Raw genomic sequence first — 21594 nt, forward strand, 5'->3', positions numbered from 1 at the left:
CGGGATGAGAAACGGGCGGGAAACCGCGCGGACAAAGGTACCGGACCACGCGCCTAAAGCGAGATGCCACCGCGCCAGTCGCCTACCCTACACCGGCCGTGCAAAACCGATCGCATCACCCGACTTCCCTGGACACCGACGGTACGCACCAACCAGCGAACCGACCTTTCCTTATCCTGGGCGGCCCGGCCTACGACGCCCTGATCGCCTTCACCGCGGCCGAACATCAGGCGACTCTGATGAGTCTCGACCAGCGAGCCGCCGCCACCTACGAAGCCATCGGAATCACCGTGGGCCAGCTCGCCTCGTGATGACCGGCCGGCCCGGGTATCCGGCCGTGGTCGGGCAGAGCGGTGCGGATGAGGACCGGAAGATGTCTGGCGTGGGGCCCTACAGGTTCGCCGGCCGGCGCCGAAGGGTCGGTGGCCACGATCCCGGCATCGGCCGCGACCATCATGACCCACAACACCATGATCCAGCGACATCACGAATTAAAGATCAGTAGCGGCGGCCGCGGAAGGTACGCCGCAGGTCGTCGACCCATTGAGCGGGGATTTCCCAGGGAATGAAGTGGCCGCCGTGGTCGTGGGCGTTGAGGTTGACGTGGTTGTACCAGGCGGCGCGGTCGGAGTCGAGGAAGTTCTGAACCCGCTGGTCGGTACTGACGCCGGGTGGGTTTTCATAGCCGACGAAGGTGATGCCGGTGGGCGCCTCGATGGCTGGCTGCCGGTCGTGGGACGGGGTCCACGGGTAGCGGTTGTTGTTGGCGTAGGTGCGGATCGAGGTACCGATCGCGTTGGTCACCCAGAAGATCATGGCATGGGTGAGCAGGTCGTCTTTGGTGAAGACGGTCTCGATGTCGCCGCCGTTGTCGCTCCACTTCACCCAGCGTTCGAGTATCCAGGCGAGCATCCCGGCCGGGGAGTCGGACAGCCCGTAGGCGAGCGTGCTCGGGGCGAGCACGTGCGCGGCGAGGTGGACGGCGAAGCGCCTCTCCACGGCGACGATCTGGGCGTGGATGTCGTCAGGAAGGCCGTCGGGGATGGGCCGGCCGCCGCTGAGGTCCCAGGCCCGGTCGCCGTTGAACAGGGTGAGCTTCAGGCCGGAGCCAATGTGGATGGCGTACAGCTCGTCGGCGTACTTGTGCCCAAGCTGGCCGGTAACCAGGGCTCCGACGTCNCAGCCGGCGGCGGCGTACCTGTCGTAGCCGAGGGTCTGAGTCATGAGGGTGTGCCAGAGGTCGGCGACCTTCCAGAAGTTCAGGTCCGGGTTGTTCGGCAGCGGTACGGAGAACCCGAAGCCGGGAAACGAGGGGATGATCACATCGAATGCTTCGGTGGGATCGCCGCCGTACGCGCCGGGGTCGGCCAGCGGATCGATGACCCTGGACCAGTGCCAGAACGTCCAGGGCCAGCCATGGGTGAGGATCAGGGGGGTCGGATCGGGGCCGACTCCGGCCTTGCGCATGAAGTGCACCGGCACGCCTTCGACCTCGACCTGGTAGTGCTCGTAGGCGTTGATGGCGGCTTCGGACTTGCGCCAGTCGTAGCCGGTGCGCCAGTAGTCGACAAGTTCTTGCAGGTAGGCGCGGTTCACGCCGTAATACCAGTCCTCGTTGCCCGCATCGAGCGGCCAGCGAGTCAACTCCAGGCGCCGCTGGAGGTCGGCGAGCACGTCGTCGGGCACGTGAATCGGCGTCNGCTTCAGTGGGAACGGCCGGGTCTCGACGGCGTGCGACGGCGTGGTTTCGTGGCTCATCGTCGTCTCCTTGTTGTCGTCTCGTCATCATCGTCTTCGCATCATCGTCTTCCTACCGCCGGTCGACGTAACCGGTGAGCCGGTCGACGTATCGGGTGAGTCCGGCTCGGCCGGAACGACATCGCCGCGTGGGGATCGGGCGGGCGTGACCCGGGTAGGAGATGGCTATGTGGACATGGCTACGAGGGATGGCGGCGCGCCGCCGGGCCCATTCCCGTTCCGGGTCCGGGTCCGTGGACAGTTCGGCCTGGAACCCGTCCGGCTGGTGGTGGTGTCTCGACCACGGACGCGCGGAGAACCCGCCGGATGCGCCCGGTCATCGGCGCCTGGGTCCCTACGGCAGTGCCTCGGACGCCGAGAACTGGCGGCAGGGGTTGGACAGGCGCAACGAGGAATGGGACGAAGCGGACCGCCGATGGGCCGGGGACCGCTGACGGTGGTGCTGCCGGCACGGTCCGGTGGTCCTGTCGCCGGACCCGTACGGCCGTGAAGAGCGGCCGCCTCTGCCCGCGCTACCGCACCTCCGAGGACATCATCTGATTGGCCTGCGCATAGGGTGTCGCCTCGGCGGCGCATGAGAACGTACCTTCTTCGTGGATCTCCCGGGCCGCGCGCAGCACGGCCGCGAGAGCGATACGCGGCAGGAGGGAGCCGAAACTGATGCGGCNGACACCGAGCAGGCCCAGTTCGGTCACCGACGGGAACGGGGGCGGGCCCACCAGGACGTTCACCGGGCCCTGGACCCGCTTACAGACCTCGCGGATGGAGTCCGGGCCCAGCAGGCCCGGGGCGTAAAGCACATCGGCGCCGGCCGCCGCGTACGCCTGAAGGCGACGTATCGTATCTTCGAGATCGGGGTGGCCGTAGAGAAAGTTTTCGGCGCGTGCCGTGATGACGAAGGGGAAGGGCAGGCTTCGCGCGGCGGCGACCGCGTGGCCGACTCGTGCGACGGCGTCATCCAAGGCCAGGATCGGCGCCTGCGGTATTCCGGTGGCGTCCTCGATGGACCCCCCGACGGCTCCAGCCTCGGCGGCCAGCAGAACGGTCTTCTCGACGTCCCTGGGTGTCTGCGCGAAGCAGCTCTCGAGGTCGGCGGAGACCGGTAGCGGGGTTGCGGCGGCGATCGCACGGACGTTGGCAAAAGTCAGCGTGCGGTCGATCAGGTTCGCGCCGTCGGCCACACCGTGGCTGAAGGCCAGCCCGGCACTTGTGGTTCCGATGGCGACAAAGCCGGCCTGCGTCAGCAGGCGCGCGGTTCCGGCGTCCCAGGCATTTGCCATGACAAACGGACTGGCCTGCTCGTGTAGCTCACGGAATATCACCGCTTTGCGATGTTGCGCGGTCGTGTTGTCGTCCATCACATCAACTTTCCTGGGGGCAGTTGGGGCACCGGCGTGGATAGATGAGTTCTACGCGCTGGTCGACGGCCGGTGATGCGTCGCGGGTAGCGTCATCTTCGCAGGTGTCGCCTGCGGGTTTCGGCGCAACGCCGACATCAACGCGCCGCCCAGAATATTGCCGCAGGACGTGCGGTGAACGCGCGGGGAGGCATGGCATCGGCTGTGCCGACGAACCGCGAACCTCACCACCACGCCCCCTTTGGTGGGTGCGTAGGAGTCGGGATGCCCACCTTTCAGAGCGGGGAGGACGTCAGTCGCCAGCCCGGGACGCCCGCGGTGAGGGACGGTGGTTCTATGACCGACGACGACGATGACTGGGCCCCGCCGCCCGTGCCCCACGGCGACGGAGACCCGATAGCAGCCGCGGGCGAGGCGCTCAACGAAGCGGAGACCGCCCTGCGGACCTACGCCTGGATACCGGACGCGGACGAGGTCGATGCTGCCGCCGCCATCCTCCACCAGCTGGATTCCGGGCAGCATCGACCTGACGCCCCGGCCCGGTACCTCGTCCACCGGGCGCTGGACGAGACGTACCCGCAGCTGATCGCCTGGCGGCCCCGACCGCTGTACCTGTATGCGGCGGTGAAAACCGTGCAGCTTCTCGCCGCGGCACCGCCCACCCAGGAGCGTGACGATGCCACCCTCGTCGCCTGGGACCGCCTGACCGTCCTGCTCCGCGTCGTGTCCGCCACCGCGGGTGGCAGTAGCTGACATCTGCCCGGATCCGACATCTGCCCGGACCTGACACCTGCGCGACACCTGCCCGACACCTGCCCGCGCCGTCCCACCCGCACCCGGTGGCCGGCGACTGATCCGGAGGTGGCAGCCGCGATNGCCGAAGAAATAAGCTACATCGGCCCCCACCGCGGCGAGTCCGGAGGAGATGGTCGCGTTGCGTTTGGAGAGGTTGGCCCCGAAGTTGGCCCCGAAGTTGGCTCCTAGGTTGGCCCCGTGGACGGCGAGCCGGGCCGTCCGGAACCGGTCGGCGACCGCGTGCCCGGGTTGTCCGGAGCGTCACCGAGCCCCGCGCGCGAGGAGACCCGATATGGCGATCATGCTGGTCGGTGGGGTGCCGCTGCCGACAGCCCCGGCCCGGCGAGGACCCCGGTGGAGCGGGCGTTCAGGGCATACCTTGATACCCAGATGAAACAGACGCGAAGCGGAGTATCGGTGACTGACTCGACCATCATCTATACACACACTGACGAGGCTCCGGCCCTGGCGACGTACTCGTTCCTGCCCGTGGTCCAGGCGTACGCCGCGACGGCCGGGGTTAGTGTCGACAGCCGCGACATCTCCCTGGCGGGGCGGATCATCGCCAGTTTCCCCGAGGATCTCGAGGAGGCCCAGCGCATCGAGGACGCGCTCGTCGAGCTCGGTGAGCTGGCCAGGACGCCCGAGGCGAACATCATCAAGCTGCCGAACATCTCGGCTTCGATTCCGCAGCTGAAGGCGGCGATCGTCGAGCTGCAGAAGCGGGGCTATGCGCTGCCGGACTACCCGGACGACCCGAAGACCGACGAGGAGCGGGAGATCCGCGCCCGTTATGACAAGGTGAAGGGCAGCGCCGTCAACCCGGTGCTGCGCGAGGGCAACTCCGACCGCCGCGCCCCGGCCTCGGTGAAGAACTACGCCCGGACCCACCCGCACCGGATGGGCGCGTGGACACCCGACTCGAAGACGAACGTCGCCACGATGGGCGCCGGCGACTTCCGCTCCACCGAGAAGTCCACGATCATCGCCGCGGCCGGCACGCTGCGCATCGAGCTTGCGGGTGACGACGGCAGCACCACCGTCCTGCTCCCGTCCCTGCCGGTGCTGGCGGGCGAGGNAGTGGACGCGGCCGTCCTGCGGGTGGCCGCGCTGCGCGAGTTCCTCACCGCGCAGATCGCCCGGGCCAAGGCCGAGGGCGTGCTGTTTTCGGTGCACCTGAAGGCCACGATGATGAAGGTCTCCGACCCGATCATCTTCGGCCACGTGGTACGGGCCTTCTTCCCGAAGACGTTCGCCACCCACGGCGCGACGCTCGCCGCGGCCGGCCTGTCCCCGAACGACGGGCTCGGCGGTATCCTCAAGGGCCTGGAATCGCTGCCCGAGGGCGCGCAGATCAAGGCCTCCTTCGCCGCGGAGCTCGCCGAGGGCCCCGCCCTGGCAATGGTCGACTCCGACCGCGGCATCACCAACCTGCACGTGCCCAGCGACGTCATCGTCGACGCCTCCATGCCGGCCATGATCCGTACCTCCGGCCACATGTGGGGCCCGGACGGCCGGGAGGCGGACACCCTGGCGGTCCTGCCCGACTCGAGCTACGCCGGCATCTACCAGGTCGCCATCGACGACTGCCGGGCGCACGGCGCCTACGACCCCGCGACGATGGGCTCGGTGGCCAACGTCGGCCTGATGGCGCAGAAGGCCGAGGAGTACGGCAGCCACGACAAGACCTTCGAGATCCCCACCACGGGCACGGTGCGGATCGTCGACCAGGCCGGCACCGTGGTGCTGGAGCAGGCGGTCGCCGCCGGCGACATCTTTCGCGCCTGCCAGACCAAGGACGCGCCGATCCGGGACTGGGTGAAGCTCGCCGTCGCGCGCGCCCGCGCCACCGGTGACCCGGCGGTGTTCTGGCTCGACGAGAACCGCGCCCACGACGCGAGGCTGATCGAGAAGGTCCGGGCGTATCTGCCCGGGCACGACACCTCCGGGCTGCGGATCGAGATCAAGGCTCCGGTCGACGCGATCGCGTTCTCACTGGAGCGGATCCGCCGCGGCGAGAACACGATCTCAGTCACCGGCAACGTGCTGCGTGACTATCTGACCGACCTGTTCCCGATCCTGGAGCTCGGCACGAGTGCCAAGATGCTCTCGATCGTCCCGCTCATGAACGGTGGCGGCCTGTTCGAGACCGGCGCCGGCGGCTCCGCGCCCAAGCACGTCCAGCAGCTGCTCAGGGAGAACTACCTGCGCTGGGACAGCCTGGGCGAGTTCCTGGCGCTCGCGGCCAGCTTCGAGCAGTTCGCGCGGACGACGGGCAACGCGCGTGCCCAGGTGCTCGCCGACACCCTCGACCGCGCGACCGCCACCTTCCTCAACGAGGACAAGTCGCCCAGCCGCCGGCTGGGTGGCCTCGACAACCGCGGCAGCCATTTCTACCTGGCGCTCTACTGGGCGCAGGAGCTGGCCGCGCAGATCGGCGACCCCCGTCTCGCGGAGGCGTTCGCCGGTCTCGCCAAGACGCTCGCCGACCAGGAGAAGGCGATCGTCGACGAACTGATCGCGGTCCAGGGCTCGCCTGCCGACATCGGGGGGTACTACCAGCCCGACCCCGTCAAGGCCGCGGCCGTCATGCGTCCGTCGAAGATCTTCAACGAGGCCATCGCCAGCCTCGGCTGACGAGACCCGAGCGAGGGTCCCACGCCAAGGAGGGGGATCCCACGCGATAACGCGATGAGAGGAGGGCCCCGGCCTCCGGGTCCGGACCCGGACCCGGGGCCCTCCCGTCGTCGGCAGCGGCCATGCCGTGACTCCGTGTAGCGCAATGGCCTCCATCTGCCGCGGCGGAACTTCGCTCCAACGATGAACCGGCATATGGATTGTTATTCCGTCATCAACATGTCTGTTGAGGTTCATGGGCGGCGCCTAGCGTCAGCCGGGTAGTTGAGCGATTTTCCGGGCCAGTCAGTGATATTGAGCAGGGTTTCGGGCTGGTCGGTGATGACGACGCGCTGGAGTTGATCAGGTCCCGGTTGCCGGGCCTGTCGCCGGCGGAGCGGCGGGTCGCCGATGCGGTCCTGCCGGCGCCGCTGAAGGTCCTGGACATCTCGTGACCCGGACCGGCCGGGCCCTGATCTGACGCGTCCCCGCCGCCGGGCGATGCGGGCGAACGCCGCGGCCCGGCCGCCACAGCCCGGCCGCCGCGGCGGCGAGCAGGCAGCAGGCACCGGCTCCCGCCAGGGCCATCCAGGGGACCCAGCCACCCGGAGGATTCCACTGCGACGAGCCCAGGAACCAGGCCGGTCCATAGCTGCCCACGGCGCTGCGCTGCCAGTCCGTCCACAGGCCGACGGCATGCACCGCGACCACCGCCATGACGGCGACGGCGGGCCCCGCCCGGCGCAGGGTCGCGGGGATACGCGCGGCCCGCCGGGTCAGGATCTCCCCGGCCGCCAGGGGTACCAGCACCGCGATCNGCAGCAGGTACCGCCCGTAAACCGGGAAGCGCGTCTGCCGCAGGACCAGCACGTCGAGCACCACCGCCACCGCCACCACGCCGATCAGCACCGCGCCGAGGCGGATCCGCTGCCGCCAGGTTCCCACGACGAACGCCGCACCGAGCAGGACCAGCAGGCACGCGCCCCACGTCCAGTAGGCGAACGAGGGCATCCGCAGGCTCGCCCAGCCGAACACCCCGACCCACTGCCGTGCCCAGGCGGGCGCGTCGGACGACAGCTGCCGCAGCCCCTGCTCCGCGAGCTCACGGCGTATCCCCGGGTGTGGCTGCACGCGCCTCTCCCAGACCGCGGTCGCGACGACCCCGGCCACGGCGAGGGCGATCCACGGAACCGAGAGCCACCCGACCAGCCGGTGCCGCCGGGGCCCCTCCGTTGGCTGGGTCCCTTCTGTTGACCGGGGCCGCTCGACCGGCCGGGGCTGCTCGACGGCGGGTACCGCATCGACGGCCCGCGCCCGCGCGCGGGGGGCCGCGAGACCGGCGGCGATCATCGGGGNGAGCAGCACCCACAGGGGACCGGACGGCCGGGACAACGCCACCAGCGCGGCGACGAGGCCGAGGGCGGGCCAGATCCACCTCGGCGGCGCGCCCGGTCGACCGAGTCGCAGCGCCAGGGTGAACAACGCGGTCGCGCCCGCGATCTCCATCCCGTTCGTGCCGAGGACGGAACCCAGGAACAACGCCATCGGCGAGACCGCCAGCAGCACGCCGCCGACCGAGAGCAGTCCGGCGCGGGAATCCCAGGAGGCGAAGATAATGATCGTCAACAGCGTCACCACGATGGCAGCCGAGGTCGCCCGCCCGGCGTAGAGCGCGCCGTCCGCCGTGTGCGTGTGGATCATCACGGCACCCTCGACCGCGTAGAGATAGGGCTCATAGGTGCCCACGTAACTGAGGGCCCGCGTCGCCGGCGGCCGGGGGCGCGGACGGTCGAGGCACGCGACGGACACCCAGTCGCGGAAGAGGTCGCAGGGCAACCCCGCCGCGCCAGGGTTGAGCCCGGCGGGCAGGGCGAAGACGCGGCTGTTGCGATNGATCCAGTCGATCCGTTCGGCGCGGCCCGGTCCGTTGCCGAACGACGGATGTGCCAGCCTGCCGGGTGTTCCCGTCCATTGTCCGGTGCCCGCGCCGACCGCCTTCACGAAGTGGGCGGGCTCGTCGGGGCCGAACCCCGGCGGGTTGGTGGCGACCCAGGCCGCGACGAGCAGGAGGAACCCCGCGACGAGAAGCCGGGGAGGCAGCCGGGACGCACCCGGGGACCGGTCGGCCGTGCCACGCAGCCGGCCCCGCCGGCCCGGCCAGCCCGGCCGGCCCCGCCAGCCCGGCCAGCTACTTCGGCCACTCCGGTGATGCGCGGCACTGCCGGGACGGTCCGTCGCCGAACGGCACTCCGGTCCACCGGCCATGACTCCCCCGTCGCGCCCCGACGTCCGATGGTTCCCTCGCCCCATCGCACCCTGTCACGCTTATCTAACTCCACTGCATGATTGGCGGATTGGCGGGACCGGGCCGATCGTCCGCGGGTCGCCACCAGGGCCCGCCGGGCGGAACGGCGAGGCGGCGGGGCGGCGGGGCGGCGGGGCGGAGCGGAACTCAGCCGGCGCCGGGCACCGTGACGTTCTTCTCCGTGAAGCCGAAACCGGCCTGTCCGGCGGTCTGCTGGAAAGCGGTGAAGAGGTTCTCCTCGGAGTTGATGTCGGCATCCGTCGCGGTGCCGTTCTTCAACTTCCCGGTGAGGGTGTTGAACTTGTCGCTGATTGACTGCACCGCGTTGCACAGTGACGGGTTGGCCAGGGCGAACTTCTTGGCGACCTTGAGTTCGTGGACGGTGAACACGCCGGCGACCGCGGCCTTGGCGTAGGTACGTTTCCGTTTCGGGGCTCCGGATCGGAAGCCGCCGTTCTTCGCCGGCTTGTAGATGTACCGGTGGAAGGCCCCGAGCGCGAGGCCCGCGTGCACCGCGAACCGCGTCTTGGCGAAGGCCCTGCTGTTGCCGCCCGTCGGGCAGGCACCGCTGTACTCGGAGTCGTCGTCGGTGCCCGTCGAGCTGGATGCCGTGGCGCCCTGCACGGTCTTGGAGCCGCCGTTCGAGGAGTTGCACGCCCCGAGCAGCACGGCCGGGAGCAGCGCCACCAGCAGGACGATTCCCCATCGTGATGCGCGGCCCGCCGGTCTGGCGATCATCGAAGACATCCACTACCTACTTTCGACAGCGTTCGCCGGCATCGCGGATGTCCGGCGAACGATCTACGGCGTTACGCGTGCGATGGGTGACTCTAGACGAGTAGGCCCTGGATCGGAGCGGATGGGGCAAACGGGCAGGTGGGCAGGCAGGCAGACGGGCAGGCAGGCAGACGGGCAGGTGGGCAGGCAGGCAGACGGCGGCACAACGGGGTTTCGGGTCAGCGTTCGCTGCCGGTGACCGGCGTGCTGCGGGCCTCGGCCGGGACGGACCGGGCCGCGGGGTGGACCCGCCCGGCCGGCCCCGCGGCGAAGGCCTGCAGCAGGGTGGTGGTGACCTGGGTGACGAACCGCTGCACCGGCTCCCCATGGGCGCCCGGCCCGCAGACATCGAGCAGGGCGCACACCCACGCGCTGGTGCCGGCGTCGAAGACACCGGCCCCGGACGGCGCCGTGTAGTAGCTGACGTCGGAGTAGTCGGCCTGACCGTGGCAGGCCACCGGCGAGTGGGCCAGCACTTCGATCATCTGTGGCGTCGGCCGGTTGGGATCGACGCGATCATATTCGGACCCGATCATGCCCGGGATCCGGCTGCCCGCCGCCAGCCCCGTGCCGGCCAGCAGCCAGTGACCGGGGTTGGTCACCACCAGATCGGCGTGCACCGGGTTGCACTGGTACATGCCGCCGGTGAGCGAGCTCTCCGGGTCGGCGTTCGGCGGCGACGGCCAGTTCGCGGTGATCTGGCTGTTGTCCCGCCCGTACAGGGGGTCCTCGTTGGCGACCTTGTAGCCCGTTTCCAGCCGGTCGGGCCCATGGGGCGTGGGCGCGAGCCGGATCCGGCGGTATACGGCGTTGGCGCCGAGGAAGGCGATGTTCGCCCCGGCGTCCCGGGCGGCGGTCAGCGTCGCCCGCATCCGCGGCGAGTAGTACTCGTCGTGCCCCAGCGNGATCACCGCGCGGGCACCGTCGAACAGCCGCGGCTCGGCATGCAGGTCGATGTCGGTGGCATAGGCGAGCGGCAGGCCGAGCCGCTCTGCCAGCGTCACCAGGGGCGCCTCGTTCCCGGTGAAGTCCGCGGCACCGTCGCCGTAGCCGTAGGGCCGGTCGAACGAGACGACGCGGGCGCGGTCGGCGAAACCCCGCAGCCCGTGGTAAAGGCTGTAGCCTCCCCAGGCGTTGTACGCCTGCCAGGTGGTGACCGAGTTGAGGATCACGATCCTGCCCTGCGCGGACGGGCTGCGCACCGTCAACGGCACGTACGACTGGAATCCGTTGCTGCTGTCGAGGCGGAACAGGTAGTCGCCCGGCGGCCACGTCGCCGTGTCGAAGGTCACGGTCGGGGCCCACGACGCGGCCGACACGGTGTTCGTCGTCGCGTTCATCGCCGCCGACGGCTGGACCCGGCCGGGCAGCTCCTCCCGCCGGGTGATGAGCCGGCAGGTGTGGCCGCCGTACCAGCCGATCCGGAACACCGAGACGGCGAGCCGGCTCGCCGTGGTGGAGGCGAACAACCGTACGGGCTGACCGGGGTCGACGCCGACCCGGTCCAGCCAGCCCTCGACCGCGTGGCCCTCGCCGAGCCGGGCCAGCCCGCAGTCGGCGCCGGGCCGGGCGTTTTCGGCCTTGACGTCGAACCCGGCGGGCGTGTCCGGCTCCGTGGGTCTCCCGGACCCGCCCGACGCGTCGGTACCGGCCGACGGCCGGTTACCCGCCGCGGGCGATGAGCCGTCACAACCGGTGCCGACCAGCCCGATCAGGCCGACCAGCGCGACGGCCGTCAACGCGACACGGGGTGACACGGGACGGGATCGCACGGCGCCCGACCGGACGATGCCCGACCGGACGATGCCGGAGGGGACGATGCGGCCGCCGGTCGGGCGCCTGTCCTGCCGCGACCACCACGTAACCCGCAGTCCCGACGCAATCTGCGATCGCAAGCCGCCCCCGTCCCTACCCGATCTTCACCTCGCTCCCGTGCCGGATCGCTATCCGATCGACCTGATGGCTCAGTGCGAGGATGTGGCGGGTCAACCGTAGCCGCAGGCCCGGGGGACCCGCCCAGCGCGCTGTGACCCTGTCCTGCGTCGTGACCCTGTCCTGCGTCGTGACCTGCGCTGCGTCGTGACCTGCGCTGCGTCGTGACCTGCGCTGCGCCGAGGCACCCGTGATGCGTCGGGCACCTACTATGACCGGATGGTTGCGAGGCCGGAGGACGGCGTGAGCTGTCAGGCGCTGACTCCGGTCTTCGCGCTGCTGGGGAAGCGGTGGAGCGGTCTGATCATCAGTACGCTGATGGCTGGCCCGGCGAGGTTCTCCGAGATAGCGAAGCTGGTGCCGGGGGTGAGCGAGCGGATGCTGTCGGGCCGCCTCACCGAACTCGTCCAGGCCGGCCTCGTGGAGCGTGAGGTTCTCGAGGGGCCGCCGGTGGCGACGCGTTATCGGCTCACCCGGCGGGGCGAGGGGCTGCGCACGGCGCTGCACGAGCTGGAGGTGTGGGCGCAGGAGCATCTCGTCGCGCGCGGGGAGCCGCCGTGTCCCAGGACCCCCTGACCGGGGCTTGCTGACCGGGGCTTGCCGGGCCGGTGGAGGTGCCCGCGGCCTCCGTCGCGAGCCCGGATGATCTCGGGGCGCGGGCTCGCGACGGCGCGGGACCGGTTGGGGAGCCGGGTTGATCAGGGGGCGATGAACTGCAGGTCGAGCTCGATCTTGACCTTGTCGGAGAGGGCGAGCCTGCCGGCACCGAGCGGCAGGTTGAAGGTGATGCCATAGTCGCCGCGGCGGATCTCGGTCGTCGCGGCGAAGCCGGACCGGACGCGGCCATCTACGGGGTGAGTGTCGACCCCGTAGAACTCGACCGCCAGGGTGACGGGTCTGGTCACGCCGTTGATCGAGAGATCGCCGGCGAGTTCGTACTCCTCGTCGCTGCCCGTGACGGACGTCGAGGTGAACGTGATGGACGGATGGGACGCGAGGTCGAAGAAGTCGGCGGAACGCAGGTGCGCGTCCCGGTCGGGCTGGTTGGTGTTGATCGAGGCCAGGTCGATCTCGGCGCCGACGGACACCGACTCCAGGGTGTCGCCGACCGACAGCGTCGCGGAGAACGTGTCGAAGCGCCCGCGGACGTTGGTGACGCCGAGATGGCGAATCTGGAAGTTCACGCCCGAGTGCGCGGGGTCGAGCGTCCAGGTGCCGGCGGCCAGAGGCAGCGGAGCGACGTCGGACGGGGATGGCGCGGTCACGGGACCTCCAGGTCGATGATCGACTAATGGGGCGGTGGCCGTTGCGGCTGCAACGGTACCCCTACAAAACATTAGCGGCTAACGAAAGACAAGGGGTAGCGGGGCCCTGGCCCGCTGTCGGTTCAATGTTGGTACCGGTTCAATGCCGGTGCCGGTGCCTGTCCTCATGGGGGTGTCAGTCATGTCGCGTAGGCGGAGTGAGGCTTTCGAAGCGGCGGCCGGGGNGCGTGCCGGGGCCGGGGTGCGTGCCGGGGCCGGCGGTGACGAGGACGCCGACCTGCGGGTGGAGGAGCCGGCGTCGGCGGCGGCGGGGCTGGCGGGGNTGGGGCATGCGGTGGCGCGGTCGTGGGAGCGGATGGGGCCGGCCCGGGGGTGCGGACGTTGCGGCTGGTGAACCAGGATCACGGGTTTGACTGTCCGGGGTGCGCGTGGCCGGATCCGCCGGTGGGGGAGCGGTCGGTGGCCGAGTTCGCCTTCACCCCGCCGCGCCGCCACGGGTTCGATGCGGTGGGGACGATCCGGGCGATGCGCGACGGCCGGGTGAGGGTGTTCCTCGGCATGGGCGGGAACTTCGTGGCCGCGAGCCCGGACACCGCGGTGACGGAGGCGGCGATGCGGTCGTGCCGGCTGACGGTCCAGGTGTCGACGACGCTGAACCGGTCGCATGTGGTGACGGGCCGGGCGGCGTTGATCCTGCCGGCGCTGGGCCGTACGGAGATCGACGTGCAGGCCGCCGGACCGCAGCAGGTCAGCGTCGAGGACTCGATGGGGATGGTGCACGCCTCCCGCGGCGGTCTGGCGCCGGCCGGCCCGGGGCTGCGCTCGGAGGTGGCGATCGTCTGCGGCGTCGCGGCGGCCACCCTGGCCGGCCAGCCGGAGGTGGCCGAATCGGGGACAGCGGACCGGGTGGGGCTCGCCGGGGACTACCGGCGGATCCGCGCCCACATCGCCCGGGTCGTCCCCGGGTTCACCGATTACGAGGCGGGCCTGGCCGAGCTGGGGGGATNCCCGCNCCCGCNCCCGCCGCGGGACAGCCGGACGTTCCCGACGCCGAGCGGGCGGGCCGCGCTGACGGTCAACACCTGTGAGGTGCTGCGGGTCCCGCCGGGACACCTGCTGTTGCAGACCGTCCGCTCCCACGACCAGTACAACACGACGATCTACGGCATGGACGACCGGTACCGCGGGGTGCGCCGCGGCCGGCGCGTCGTGTTCGTCCACCCGGACGACCTCGACGACCTCGGTATCGCCGACGGCACCCACGTCGACCTCGTTGGGGTCTGGACGGACGGGATGGACCGGCGCGCGGAGAACTTTCGCGTCGTGGCCTACCCGACCGCCCGCGGCTGCGCCGCCGCCTACTTCCCGGAGACCAACGTCCTGGTCCCCCTCGACAGCACCGCCGCCCGCAGCAACACCCCCACCTCGAAATCCCTGATCATCCGCCTGGAGGCAGGCTGAGACCGGGCCGGCACGGGCGAGTCGGAGGTATCCAACGGCCGGTCAGCCACGGTGGGGGCGGGTCCATATGATCATCTGGTCGCTCCTGTGCCCGGTCCGGCCTGTGGGCGGGTCCAATGGGTCGCCCGGCTGGGCGTATCGGTCGATCCAGGACGCGAGGGTGTCAGATGCGCCCACTCGAAGCCCCGGCGCAGGGGTGTGTTCCGGCGGCTGGATCAGGCCGTCGCCGGCGTCGATCTGCCGGCGGAAGCCCCCCGCCGGGGCAGAGCGTCCGCGGCGCCTGCGGGGGTGGCTGGTCTGCGTCGTGCGAGATCGGGTTCTTGACGGCGGTTGCCGGGGNGGATGCGGCGCTCCCAGCCGAACAGGTAGAGCAGGACGGGGACGAAGGCGAACTTGAACAGTTCGAAACCCTGCGCGGAGTTGATGAGGGAAGCGACCAGGAAGGGTATGAAGAGGGCGGCCGATGCCGGCCGTTTGACCAGCCGCAGCAGGACCAGGAAGATCGCTGCCAACAAAGCGTACGCGCCGATCCGACCGAAGTCGAACAGCCAGGTCACGTAGAGGGAGTTGGCCGCGTAGTTCCGGTCGTCACCGTATTTCTGGGCGAGATAGACGGAGTTCGAGTTCGGGCCGTAGCCGATGTTCGGATGACCGTTCTGCCGAGCCTCGGCCATGACGATCCGCGCGCTCGTGTAACGGCCGTTGGCGGTGGCGGGTGCCGTGTCATCGCCCAGCGCATCGAGTCCGGCGACGAGCCGGCCGAACGCGACCGTCAGGCCGTTGTTGCTGGCCAGGTAGCCGGTCGGGTCGATCCGGCCGATCCCGACGACGGTCAGTGGCAGGACGGCGGCGAGGACGATCGTCCGGCGGCCCCGGGCAGCCACCGCTCGAATCCCGTTGAGATAACAGAAGATCAGGCTGATAGCGGCGGTGAGCAGGACCGTGGGNGATTTGGTCAGCAGACCGGCGAGGACGACGAGTGCCAGGTTTCGCCACGACCTGCGCCGGACCGCCAGCAGGATCAGCACGGAGATGACCGGGGCCCAGGACGAGGGCTCGGCCAGCAGCCCGCGCAGCCGGGGCGTGCCGCCGGAGCCGGCGTCTACCCACACCGGCGCCGGTAGGACGGCGGCGACGGCATAGCCGGCCAAGGCGATCCACGCGCAGCCCAATGACATCCGCCAGAAGACGTGTTCGAGGTGGCGGCGATCGAAGAAGAATGCCGCAAAGACGGCGATCGAGGCGTAGAAGACGCCGAACCGCAGGCTTGCCGCGAGGTATTCGGCCGCGCCGTCCGGGCCCATCGGGCCCATCGGGCCCATCGGGGCAAGGGAGTAAAAGCACATGACCGCCGCGATGAAAAGTACGGCCGACAGGCTGCGCAGCGCGCTGTGGACGAAGGTGGCACCGTTGCGGCGCGAGACCAGGGAGAGCACCGCGAGAAAGGAATAGAGAAAAACCTGGATCTTTGTGGTCGGGATGCCCACCCTGGCCGTTGGGGAGACCGGAACGGTGCAGACCAGATAACAGCCGACGAACACCCAGGTCGCCAGCCGGGCGGCCGGCCCGATCAGCTCGTTCTGCTGCGTCTGCTCCNCGGTTTCCGGGGCGGTTTCCCGCATCCCGGGGGAGCTGGCGGAGGTCGGATCGGGGCAATCGTGACCGATTTCATCACTAGCATTATAGATTTCCCTCCAAGGGGATAAACGCCGTGATTTTCCCGAAGCCCATGGGGAGCATGGTAACAACCACCGGAGCACTTTCCCGCGGCCTCCCTCGGCGGTGGGGCGCGGGTGTCGCCGCGGCGACCCTTTCCGGGGATCGACTGCCGATAGAGGCCGGACTGCTCGCCGGGCTTCCCACGAACCGGGTCACGACCCGGAGACCCCTTGCGCGGCACCGCGCAGCCGGGCGGCGGCGAACAGGTCCGCCATCGCCGCCGGGAAATCCTCGCTGATCTGTGGACCCAGCTCCGGGCCCACCTCGTCGACTCCCGGGCCGGCGATCTCCAACCGGTGGACGACCGCGGTCCGGCCGTCGCCGAGTGGCGTTAGCGTGTGCCGGATGATAACCCCTCGCGTAGATGGTCTGTCCGAAGACATTATAGGGAGGGTGATCCGGCGAGAGCCGGTGAGCCGTCCGAATCCCGTGCGCGGTGGTTTTCACCGCCCGGCTCGACCCGCTGACCGCATTCATCCTGGACAGGCCCACTTTTAGGATCACCGGCGTGGCGACAGGCCCACTTCTAGCGTCACCGGCATCGCAATGCACACGCGGGAAGGAAGCCACATGCAGGAAAGAGGCCACGTGCAGAAAAGAAGTCATGTGCCACTGGGGCGTCACATGCGAGAAATCGGCCACGCGCGGGAAATGGGCCGCGTGCGGGAAGGAGGTCACATGCGGGAAACGGGTCACGCGCGGGAAACGGGTCATGTCCAGGAAGAAGGCCAGGAAGGAGGCCACGCGCCGCGGAGACGTCACGCGCGGCTGGTAGGTCACGGGCAGCAGGACATCGTGAGGAGGGGACGGCGCTCCCGGCGGCGCCGGACCGTCATCGGGCTCGTCCTCGCCGCGACGACCGCGGCGACGGCCGCCGCGACGACCAGCGCCCTCATCGACCCCGCCGCGGCCACCGGGCCGACCGCGGCTTGGCACCACACATCCTCCTACCGCGGGGATGTGGTCTCCGTCAAACGGCTACGGGTCCTGTCGGCGGAGTATGTGCGGGCGGTCCTGGCCAGTACCGGGTTCGACGCCGATCCGGAGGTGATCCGGTCGGGGGTGCGGACCTACCGGGTCGTGTACTACACGATCGACCCCCGTGGACGTCGGACGACCGCCAGCGGCCTGGTGGCGCTGCCGCGCACCGAGGACCGCTGGCTGCAGGTCGTCTCCTACGCCCACGGCACCGAGATCAACCGCGCGGACGCCCCGTCGACCGCGACCGATCTGGAGGCCAACTCCTGGGGGCAGGCCCCGGCCCTCACCTACGCCGCCGCCGGGTTCGCTGCGGTCGCCCCCGACTACCTGGGCTACGGCGTCGGGCCGGGTGACCATCCGTGGTTGGATGTCCCCTCGGAAACCAGCGCGTCGCTGGACCTGCTCCGTGCGGCGCGCACCGTCGCCGCGCGTGAAGGCCGGAAGTTCAAACGGGATGTGCTGGTCACCGGGTTCTCCCAGGGCGCTTCGGCGGCCACGGGACTGGGGAAGGCACTGTGGGCCGGCGCCGACCCGTCGTTCCGGCTCGGTGCCCTGGCGCCCGTCAGCGGAGCCTATGACCTGCGTTCCGTGGAGCTGCCGGCATGGCTGAACGGGCAGGTCGCATGGCCCTTCGGTGTCGGCTACACCGCCTTCTTCCTCGTCTCCTGGAACCGCCTGTACCACCTGTACCGCTCGCCCGCGGAGGTGTTCCAGGATCCGAAGGTCGCGACGCTCTTCGACGGCAAGCACACCGGGGAGCAGATCCTCGCCGGCCTGCCGGCGACCACCGGCAAGCTGCTCACCCCGCACGGCTTCGACCTGCTCCGCAACCCCTGGGACGGGCTGGCCGTGGGGCTGTGGGCGGCGGACCATACCTGTTCGAACTGGAACCCGAGGGCGCCGGTCCGGCTCTTCGTCGGCGGCGCCGACCATCAGGTTCCGCGGGCCAACAGCGAGCATTGCCAGGCCGCGTTCCTGGCACGTGGCGCCGACGCCCCGATCATCAACCTGGGACCCAACGTCGGTCATCTCGACTCCAACAAGGCCGGTACGGCCGCGGTCGTCCGCTGGTTCCGGCAACAGGTGCAGCAGTAGCGGCGAGTTGACGGACCAGGACGATCCATGCTCTCCGGCCTGATCCCGGCGCAGGCCTGATCCCGGCGCGGGCTGGGCCGGACGGTCGGGGCGCGGGTGGTTGTGGCATTCCACCCGCGTCCCGACTACCGCCGGTCCCATCGCCGGCGATGGTCGGTTCATCGCCAGCGGCGGTCAGGTATCTCGGCGCCTCTTGGGAGTGCAGACAAGATAATCAACGGTGTTGACGACGTTCCGACCGCCATTTTTGATCATGGCTAGATTCGGAAAGGCCACACCGGGGGCCCGATGGTTTCGGTGCGGACGGGGAAATTGGGGCTGGGCATATTGACCTCGAGTCCGAGCCTCTTGTTGATTTTGAGAGCGCGATTCGCATAAAAAGCGAGGATTCGCGGGGCCACTGACGCCACCGTGGCGGTGGCCGGCTCGGGTATGACGGCCGAAACTATCGCAGCTATGTCGACGCCGTTAGCGACCATCTCGGTCTCCTCTCTGGTGAAGAAGATCTTCCAACCCTTGTGGACGCTGGTGGCGGATGCCATTGATGCTCCGTTTATGTCTGACCTCAGGTCCCGACAGGCGACAGGCTTGCACCAGAGCGACGGAGACTCGATGGTAGTTCGCTGATGGCGCAATAAGCACTTACTTGCGGTAATGGCACCACTGGGCGTTTCCGCGGGCAGGATGCGGCCGACCGGGCGGGTGACCAGCCGTCGGACGACGACGATGCGCTGGGTGCTCGACACATCCCTGAAGCCCATAGGTGGCCCATGGCCGGCGTTGACCGCCTGAACGATCTTCCTGCCCGGCGGGATACCAGCTCCGCTCAAGAGAGGAAAGGAGGAAAGGAGGAACGAAGGGGGGAGGGGCCGGGCGAAGGAAGAAATGATCGGGCAACGGGAAGCGGAAACCCGACGCGCGCAGTCCGCCGTCCAGGGGGCGGGCTCAGGAGTGGCTCAGGAGTGGCTCAAGGGCGGTTCAGGAGACGGGCCGGGGGCTGCTCATGGGCGGGCCAGACGGTGGATCAGGCGCCGTGGCGTCGCTCCCTGGCGGCGAAGCTGCGCAGGGCGCGCAGGAAGTCGATCTCACGGAACGCCGGCCAGTACGCCTCGCAGAAATACAGCTCCGAGTAGGCGCTCTGCCAGAGCAGGAAGTTGGACAGCCGCTGTTCCCCGCTGGTGCGGATCACCAGATCGGGGTCGGGCTGGCCGGCGGTGTAGAGGTGCTGGGCGATGTCGTCCACGGTCAGCGTCGACGCGACGTCGGTCAGCGAGTCCCCGGCCTCGGCCCGCTCGTGCAGCAGCTCGCGCAGGGCCTCGATGACCTCCTGGCGACCCCCGTACCCGACGGCGAGGGTGACGTGGGCGCCGGTCGTGACGCTGCGGGTTGTCTCCACGGCCTCTTTGAGGACACGGGCCGTGCTGTCCGGCAGCGTGTCCAGCATGCCCGCGAGATGGACCTGCCAGCGGGCGTCCGGCCGCCCGAGCCGGTCGGCCACCACCTGCTCGATCACCTGCATGAGGAAGGCGACCTCGGCGTCCCCGCGCTGCTGCAGGTTCTCCGTCGAGCAGACGAACACGGTGACGTGTTTGATGCCGACAAGCTCGCACCAGGACAGGACGTCCTCGGCGTGCTCGGCGCCGTACTTGTGGCCGAGGCTCGGATTCGCCATGCCCATCTCGCGGGCCCAGCGGCGGTTGCCGTCCATGACCAGCCCGACGTGCGCAGGCAGTGGACCCGCCNTGACCTGCCGACGCAGGCGACGGGTGTAGAGCGCGTAGAGGGGGCCGGCCGTCATCTGCACCTTCGATTACACCTTCGATTGTGGGACGCCCGGCGATCGCGGGGCACCCGGGGGAGGAGGAGTCCGGGGAGAGCCCATGGTCGGAGAGGGGTTCATGGCCGCTTCCGGCCTGTGGTCGATGGGCCTGTGGTCGATCTGTCGTCGGTGCCGTGGGTGTCGCATCGCCGCATGCGGGGGTAGCGGGGTAGCGGGGGTAGCGGAGGAGTGGAGGAGTGGAGGAGCGGTACGTCGGAATACCAGTGTGCCCTCTCCCGAAGAAGGGCTTCCGCGGGGGCTCGGGCCGACGCCGCGATCGGGCGGTCCACCGGTCACAGGACCGCTACCGGCCCACCCGCCCCGTGCAGGTCCAGCGCCGGAATCACCAGCCAGCTCTCGTAGCCCCCCGCCCGGGCGTGCCGGTTCGCCTCGGCCGGTGTCACGAAGAATCCGACGACACCTTCCACCGCCCGATCCGGTCCGATGAGGACCGCCAACGCCCATAGCGGGCCGGATTGCTGCGGATTCGCGGCCGGAATATGCGACCACACGTCCGACCAGCTCGACTGGTCAGCCGAGGACTCCATCACGCACCCCTCTTCACGCAGCTTGTCCGGAGCCACCCACGGCGGCCATGGCGGACGAAGGTCGACCGGCGAGAACCATCGGTATCACTATCGGTGCCGCCTCTGCGTCTTACGGTGACATTCGGTAAGTTTCTGTCCATACTCTCGCCACGGCGCTCCAGATGAACAGCTTGGCGCCTCGGGCCCCTCTTCCGTGCCTATTTCAACACGAGCGCCGGCTGAGACGTGACACACGGACCGCCGTTCGGCGATGCTTTGATGATTTGAGTTCTTCGGACCCGTTCCAGGCCTTCGCGGTCGGCGGTCCAGCGAGGGAGTTCGCGCAGGTTGTCCGCCATGGCCCTTGGTCTCTCGCCGGGCACCGCGGGGTTCAAACGTCTGCACGTGCAGCCGGCTCTCACGATGGGACCGGACCCAATTCTTCTGGAGTATGCACGCGCAGATGTACGGGCGTGCGCATGCGCGTACGCACGTCACACATCATCACTGCGCCGCCAGTTCCCGTGATCTGGGTGCAACACCCACCACCCGGGCGGGAATGGTCAGCCCCTGGTGGCCCGTTGTTGCGCGTTCGCGTAGACGAGTTGAAGTAGGTCGGAGCCGGTGACCACCGTGAAGACGGATGCGGCGAGCCGCGTCGGCCGAGGCGCGACGACCAGGCCGAAGACGAAGCCGGTGGCCATCCACTGCGCGGTGCAGAACGGGCAAGTGAGTAGCTCACCCACGCTGTGCCGGGCCGGGGGATGCTCGCGGACCTCCTCGGCGAGTTCCGCCGGTCCCGCGGTGCCGCGGAAGCGGGTGAAGGGGGCGCGCAGCGGGCTCGTCACCGGGTCCTTGGTGAGAATGCGGCTCAGCTTGTGCGTGGCGATCGTGACGAGAACCAGGTCGGAGACCGCGAACCGCTCGGGCAGGACCGCACCGGACNCCCGGCCGATCAGCCCGAGAGCCGCGCACAACCCGCCATACGCCGACAGGGTGGCAAGATAGCTGCGCAGCGGGCGGGGCTCGTTGCCCGCGTACTCGCTCTGTTCCTGGCGCGCCGTGTTGGTCAGGCGGGCCAGGACACCGGTTTTCGGGGCACGCATCATGTCGGATGCCTGCCCACCGTCTCCGACGGTAACCAGGTGGAACATGCCCCGCGACACGCCCCGCCGGCCGCCGCCAG

16 protein-coding genes and 1 pseudogene are annotated in these 21594 nt (G+C 69.6%); 6 read left to right on the forward strand and 11 right to left on the reverse strand.

Annotated features, from left to right (window positions below):
• The first annotated feature begins 98 nt into the window (after positions 1-98).
• The gene (locus CED_RS18570) at positions 99-311 is read left to right on the forward strand and encodes a hypothetical protein (protein WP_011436614.1); all 213 of its coding nucleotides are present in this window, start codon (positions 99-101) and stop codon (positions 309-311) included.
• 187 nt (positions 312-498) lie between these two features.
• Here CED_RS18570 and CED_RS18575 read toward each other — a convergent pair whose 3' ends face one another.
• Both CED_RS18575 and CED_RS18585 read right to left on the reverse strand, forming a co-directional pair.
• Positions 499-1758: an epoxide hydrolase family protein gene (locus CED_RS18575; RefSeq protein WP_035912777.1), complete on the reverse strand. Its 1260-nt coding sequence runs from the start codon at positions 1756-1758 to the stop codon at positions 499-501.
• A 512-nt stretch (positions 1759-2270) separates the two neighbouring features.
• Entirely contained in the window at positions 2271-3116 is an 846-nt protein-coding gene (locus tag CED_RS18585) for an isocitrate lyase/phosphoenolpyruvate mutase family protein (RefSeq protein WP_035912780.1), read from the reverse strand.
• Positions 3117-3452: 336 nt separating this feature from the next.
• Here CED_RS18585 and CED_RS18590 point away from each other — a divergent pair, with 336 nt between their 5' ends.
• Both CED_RS18590 and CED_RS18595 read left to right on the forward strand, forming a co-directional pair.
• Positions 3453-3869, forward strand: coding sequence for a hypothetical protein (locus CED_RS18590; protein ID WP_035733326.1), 417 nt, complete (start codon positions 3453-3455; stop codon positions 3867-3869).
• Between the two features lie 459 nt (positions 3870-4328).
• Complete coding sequence (locus tag CED_RS18595; RefSeq protein WP_035912782.1) at positions 4329-6548, forward strand: NADP-dependent isocitrate dehydrogenase; 2220 nt, start codon at positions 4329-4331, stop codon at positions 6546-6548.
• A gap of 342 nt (positions 6549-6890) precedes the next feature.
• Here CED_RS18595 and CED_RS18600 read toward each other — a convergent pair whose 3' ends face one another.
• The 3 genes from CED_RS18600 to CED_RS18610 form a co-directional block, all read right to left on the reverse strand.
• Entirely contained in the window at positions 6891-8792 is a 1902-nt protein-coding gene (locus CED_RS18600) for a DUF2142 domain-containing protein (protein WP_035912784.1), read from the reverse strand.
• 187 nt (positions 8793-8979) lie between these two features.
• A complete protein-coding gene (locus CED_RS18605; protein WP_232235147.1) occupies positions 8980-9570 on the reverse strand; it encodes a hypothetical protein in 591 nt (196 codons plus the stop codon).
• Between the two features lie 218 nt (positions 9571-9788).
• The gene (locus CED_RS18610; protein WP_235187142.1) at positions 9789-11366 is read right to left on the reverse strand and encodes a N,N-dimethylformamidase beta subunit family domain-containing protein; all 1578 of its coding nucleotides are present in this window, start codon (positions 11364-11366) and stop codon (positions 9789-9791) included.
• A gap of 394 nt (positions 11367-11760) precedes the next feature.
• Between CED_RS18610 and CED_RS18615 the strand changes: the two genes are divergently transcribed.
• Positions 11761-12117: a helix-turn-helix domain-containing protein gene (locus CED_RS18615; RefSeq protein ID WP_035733319.1), complete on the forward strand. Its 357-nt coding sequence runs from the start codon at positions 11761-11763 to the stop codon at positions 12115-12117.
• A gap of 122 nt (positions 12118-12239) precedes the next feature.
• On the opposite strand, the gene CED_RS18620 is transcribed toward CED_RS18615, so the two are convergent.
• On the reverse strand, positions 12240-12806 hold the full coding sequence (locus CED_RS18620) for a YceI family protein (RefSeq protein ID WP_023841451.1): 567 nt from the start codon (positions 12804-12806) through the stop codon (positions 12240-12242).
• Between the two features lie 462 nt (positions 12807-13268).
• Between CED_RS18620 and CED_RS18630 the strand changes: the two are divergent.
• A pseudogene (locus CED_RS18630) lies at positions 13269-14267 on the forward strand (molybdopterin dinucleotide binding domain-containing protein); the annotation flags it as partial.
• 1871 nt (positions 14268-16138) lie between these two features.
• Here CED_RS18630 and CED_RS23020 read toward each other — a convergent pair.
• Entirely contained in the window at positions 16139-16369 is a 231-nt protein-coding gene (locus tag CED_RS23020; RefSeq protein WP_023841454.1) for a hypothetical protein, read from the reverse strand.
• 412 nt (positions 16370-16781) lie between these two features.
• Here CED_RS23020 and CED_RS18640 point away from each other — a divergent pair, with 412 nt between their 5' ends.
• The gene (locus tag CED_RS18640; RefSeq protein ID WP_235187144.1) at positions 16782-18062 is read left to right on the forward strand and encodes a lipase; all 1281 of its coding nucleotides are present in this window, start codon (positions 16782-16784) and stop codon (positions 18060-18062) included.
• Between the two features lie 257 nt (positions 18063-18319).
• Here CED_RS18640 and CED_RS18645 read toward each other — a convergent pair whose 3' ends face one another.
• From CED_RS18645 to CED_RS18660, 4 genes are all read right to left on the reverse strand, one after another.
• Positions 18320-18604 (reverse strand): hypothetical protein, encoded by a 285-nt coding sequence (locus tag CED_RS18645; protein ID WP_023841456.1) that lies wholly within the window; start codon positions 18602-18604, stop codon positions 18320-18322.
• 482 nt (positions 18605-19086) lie between these two features.
• Positions 19087-19860: a polyprenyl diphosphate synthase gene (gene uppS, locus CED_RS18650; protein WP_035912809.1), complete on the reverse strand. Its 774-nt coding sequence runs from the start codon at positions 19858-19860 to the stop codon at positions 19087-19089.
• Positions 19861-20174: 314 nt separating this feature from the next.
• Positions 20175-20429: a hypothetical protein gene (locus CED_RS18655; RefSeq protein ID WP_011436631.1), complete on the reverse strand. Its 255-nt coding sequence runs from the start codon at positions 20427-20429 to the stop codon at positions 20175-20177.
• A gap of 542 nt (positions 20430-20971) precedes the next feature.
• Positions 20972-21514: a DUF1360 domain-containing protein gene (locus CED_RS18660; RefSeq protein WP_369807856.1), complete on the reverse strand. Its 543-nt coding sequence runs from the start codon at positions 21512-21514 to the stop codon at positions 20972-20974.
• Between the last annotated feature and the right edge of the window lie 80 nt (positions 21515-21594).

Source organism: Frankia sp. CeD, from assembly GCF_000732115.1.
GTDB classification, from domain to species: Bacteria; Actinomycetota; Actinomycetes; order Frankiales; family Frankiaceae; genus Frankia; species Frankia casuarinae.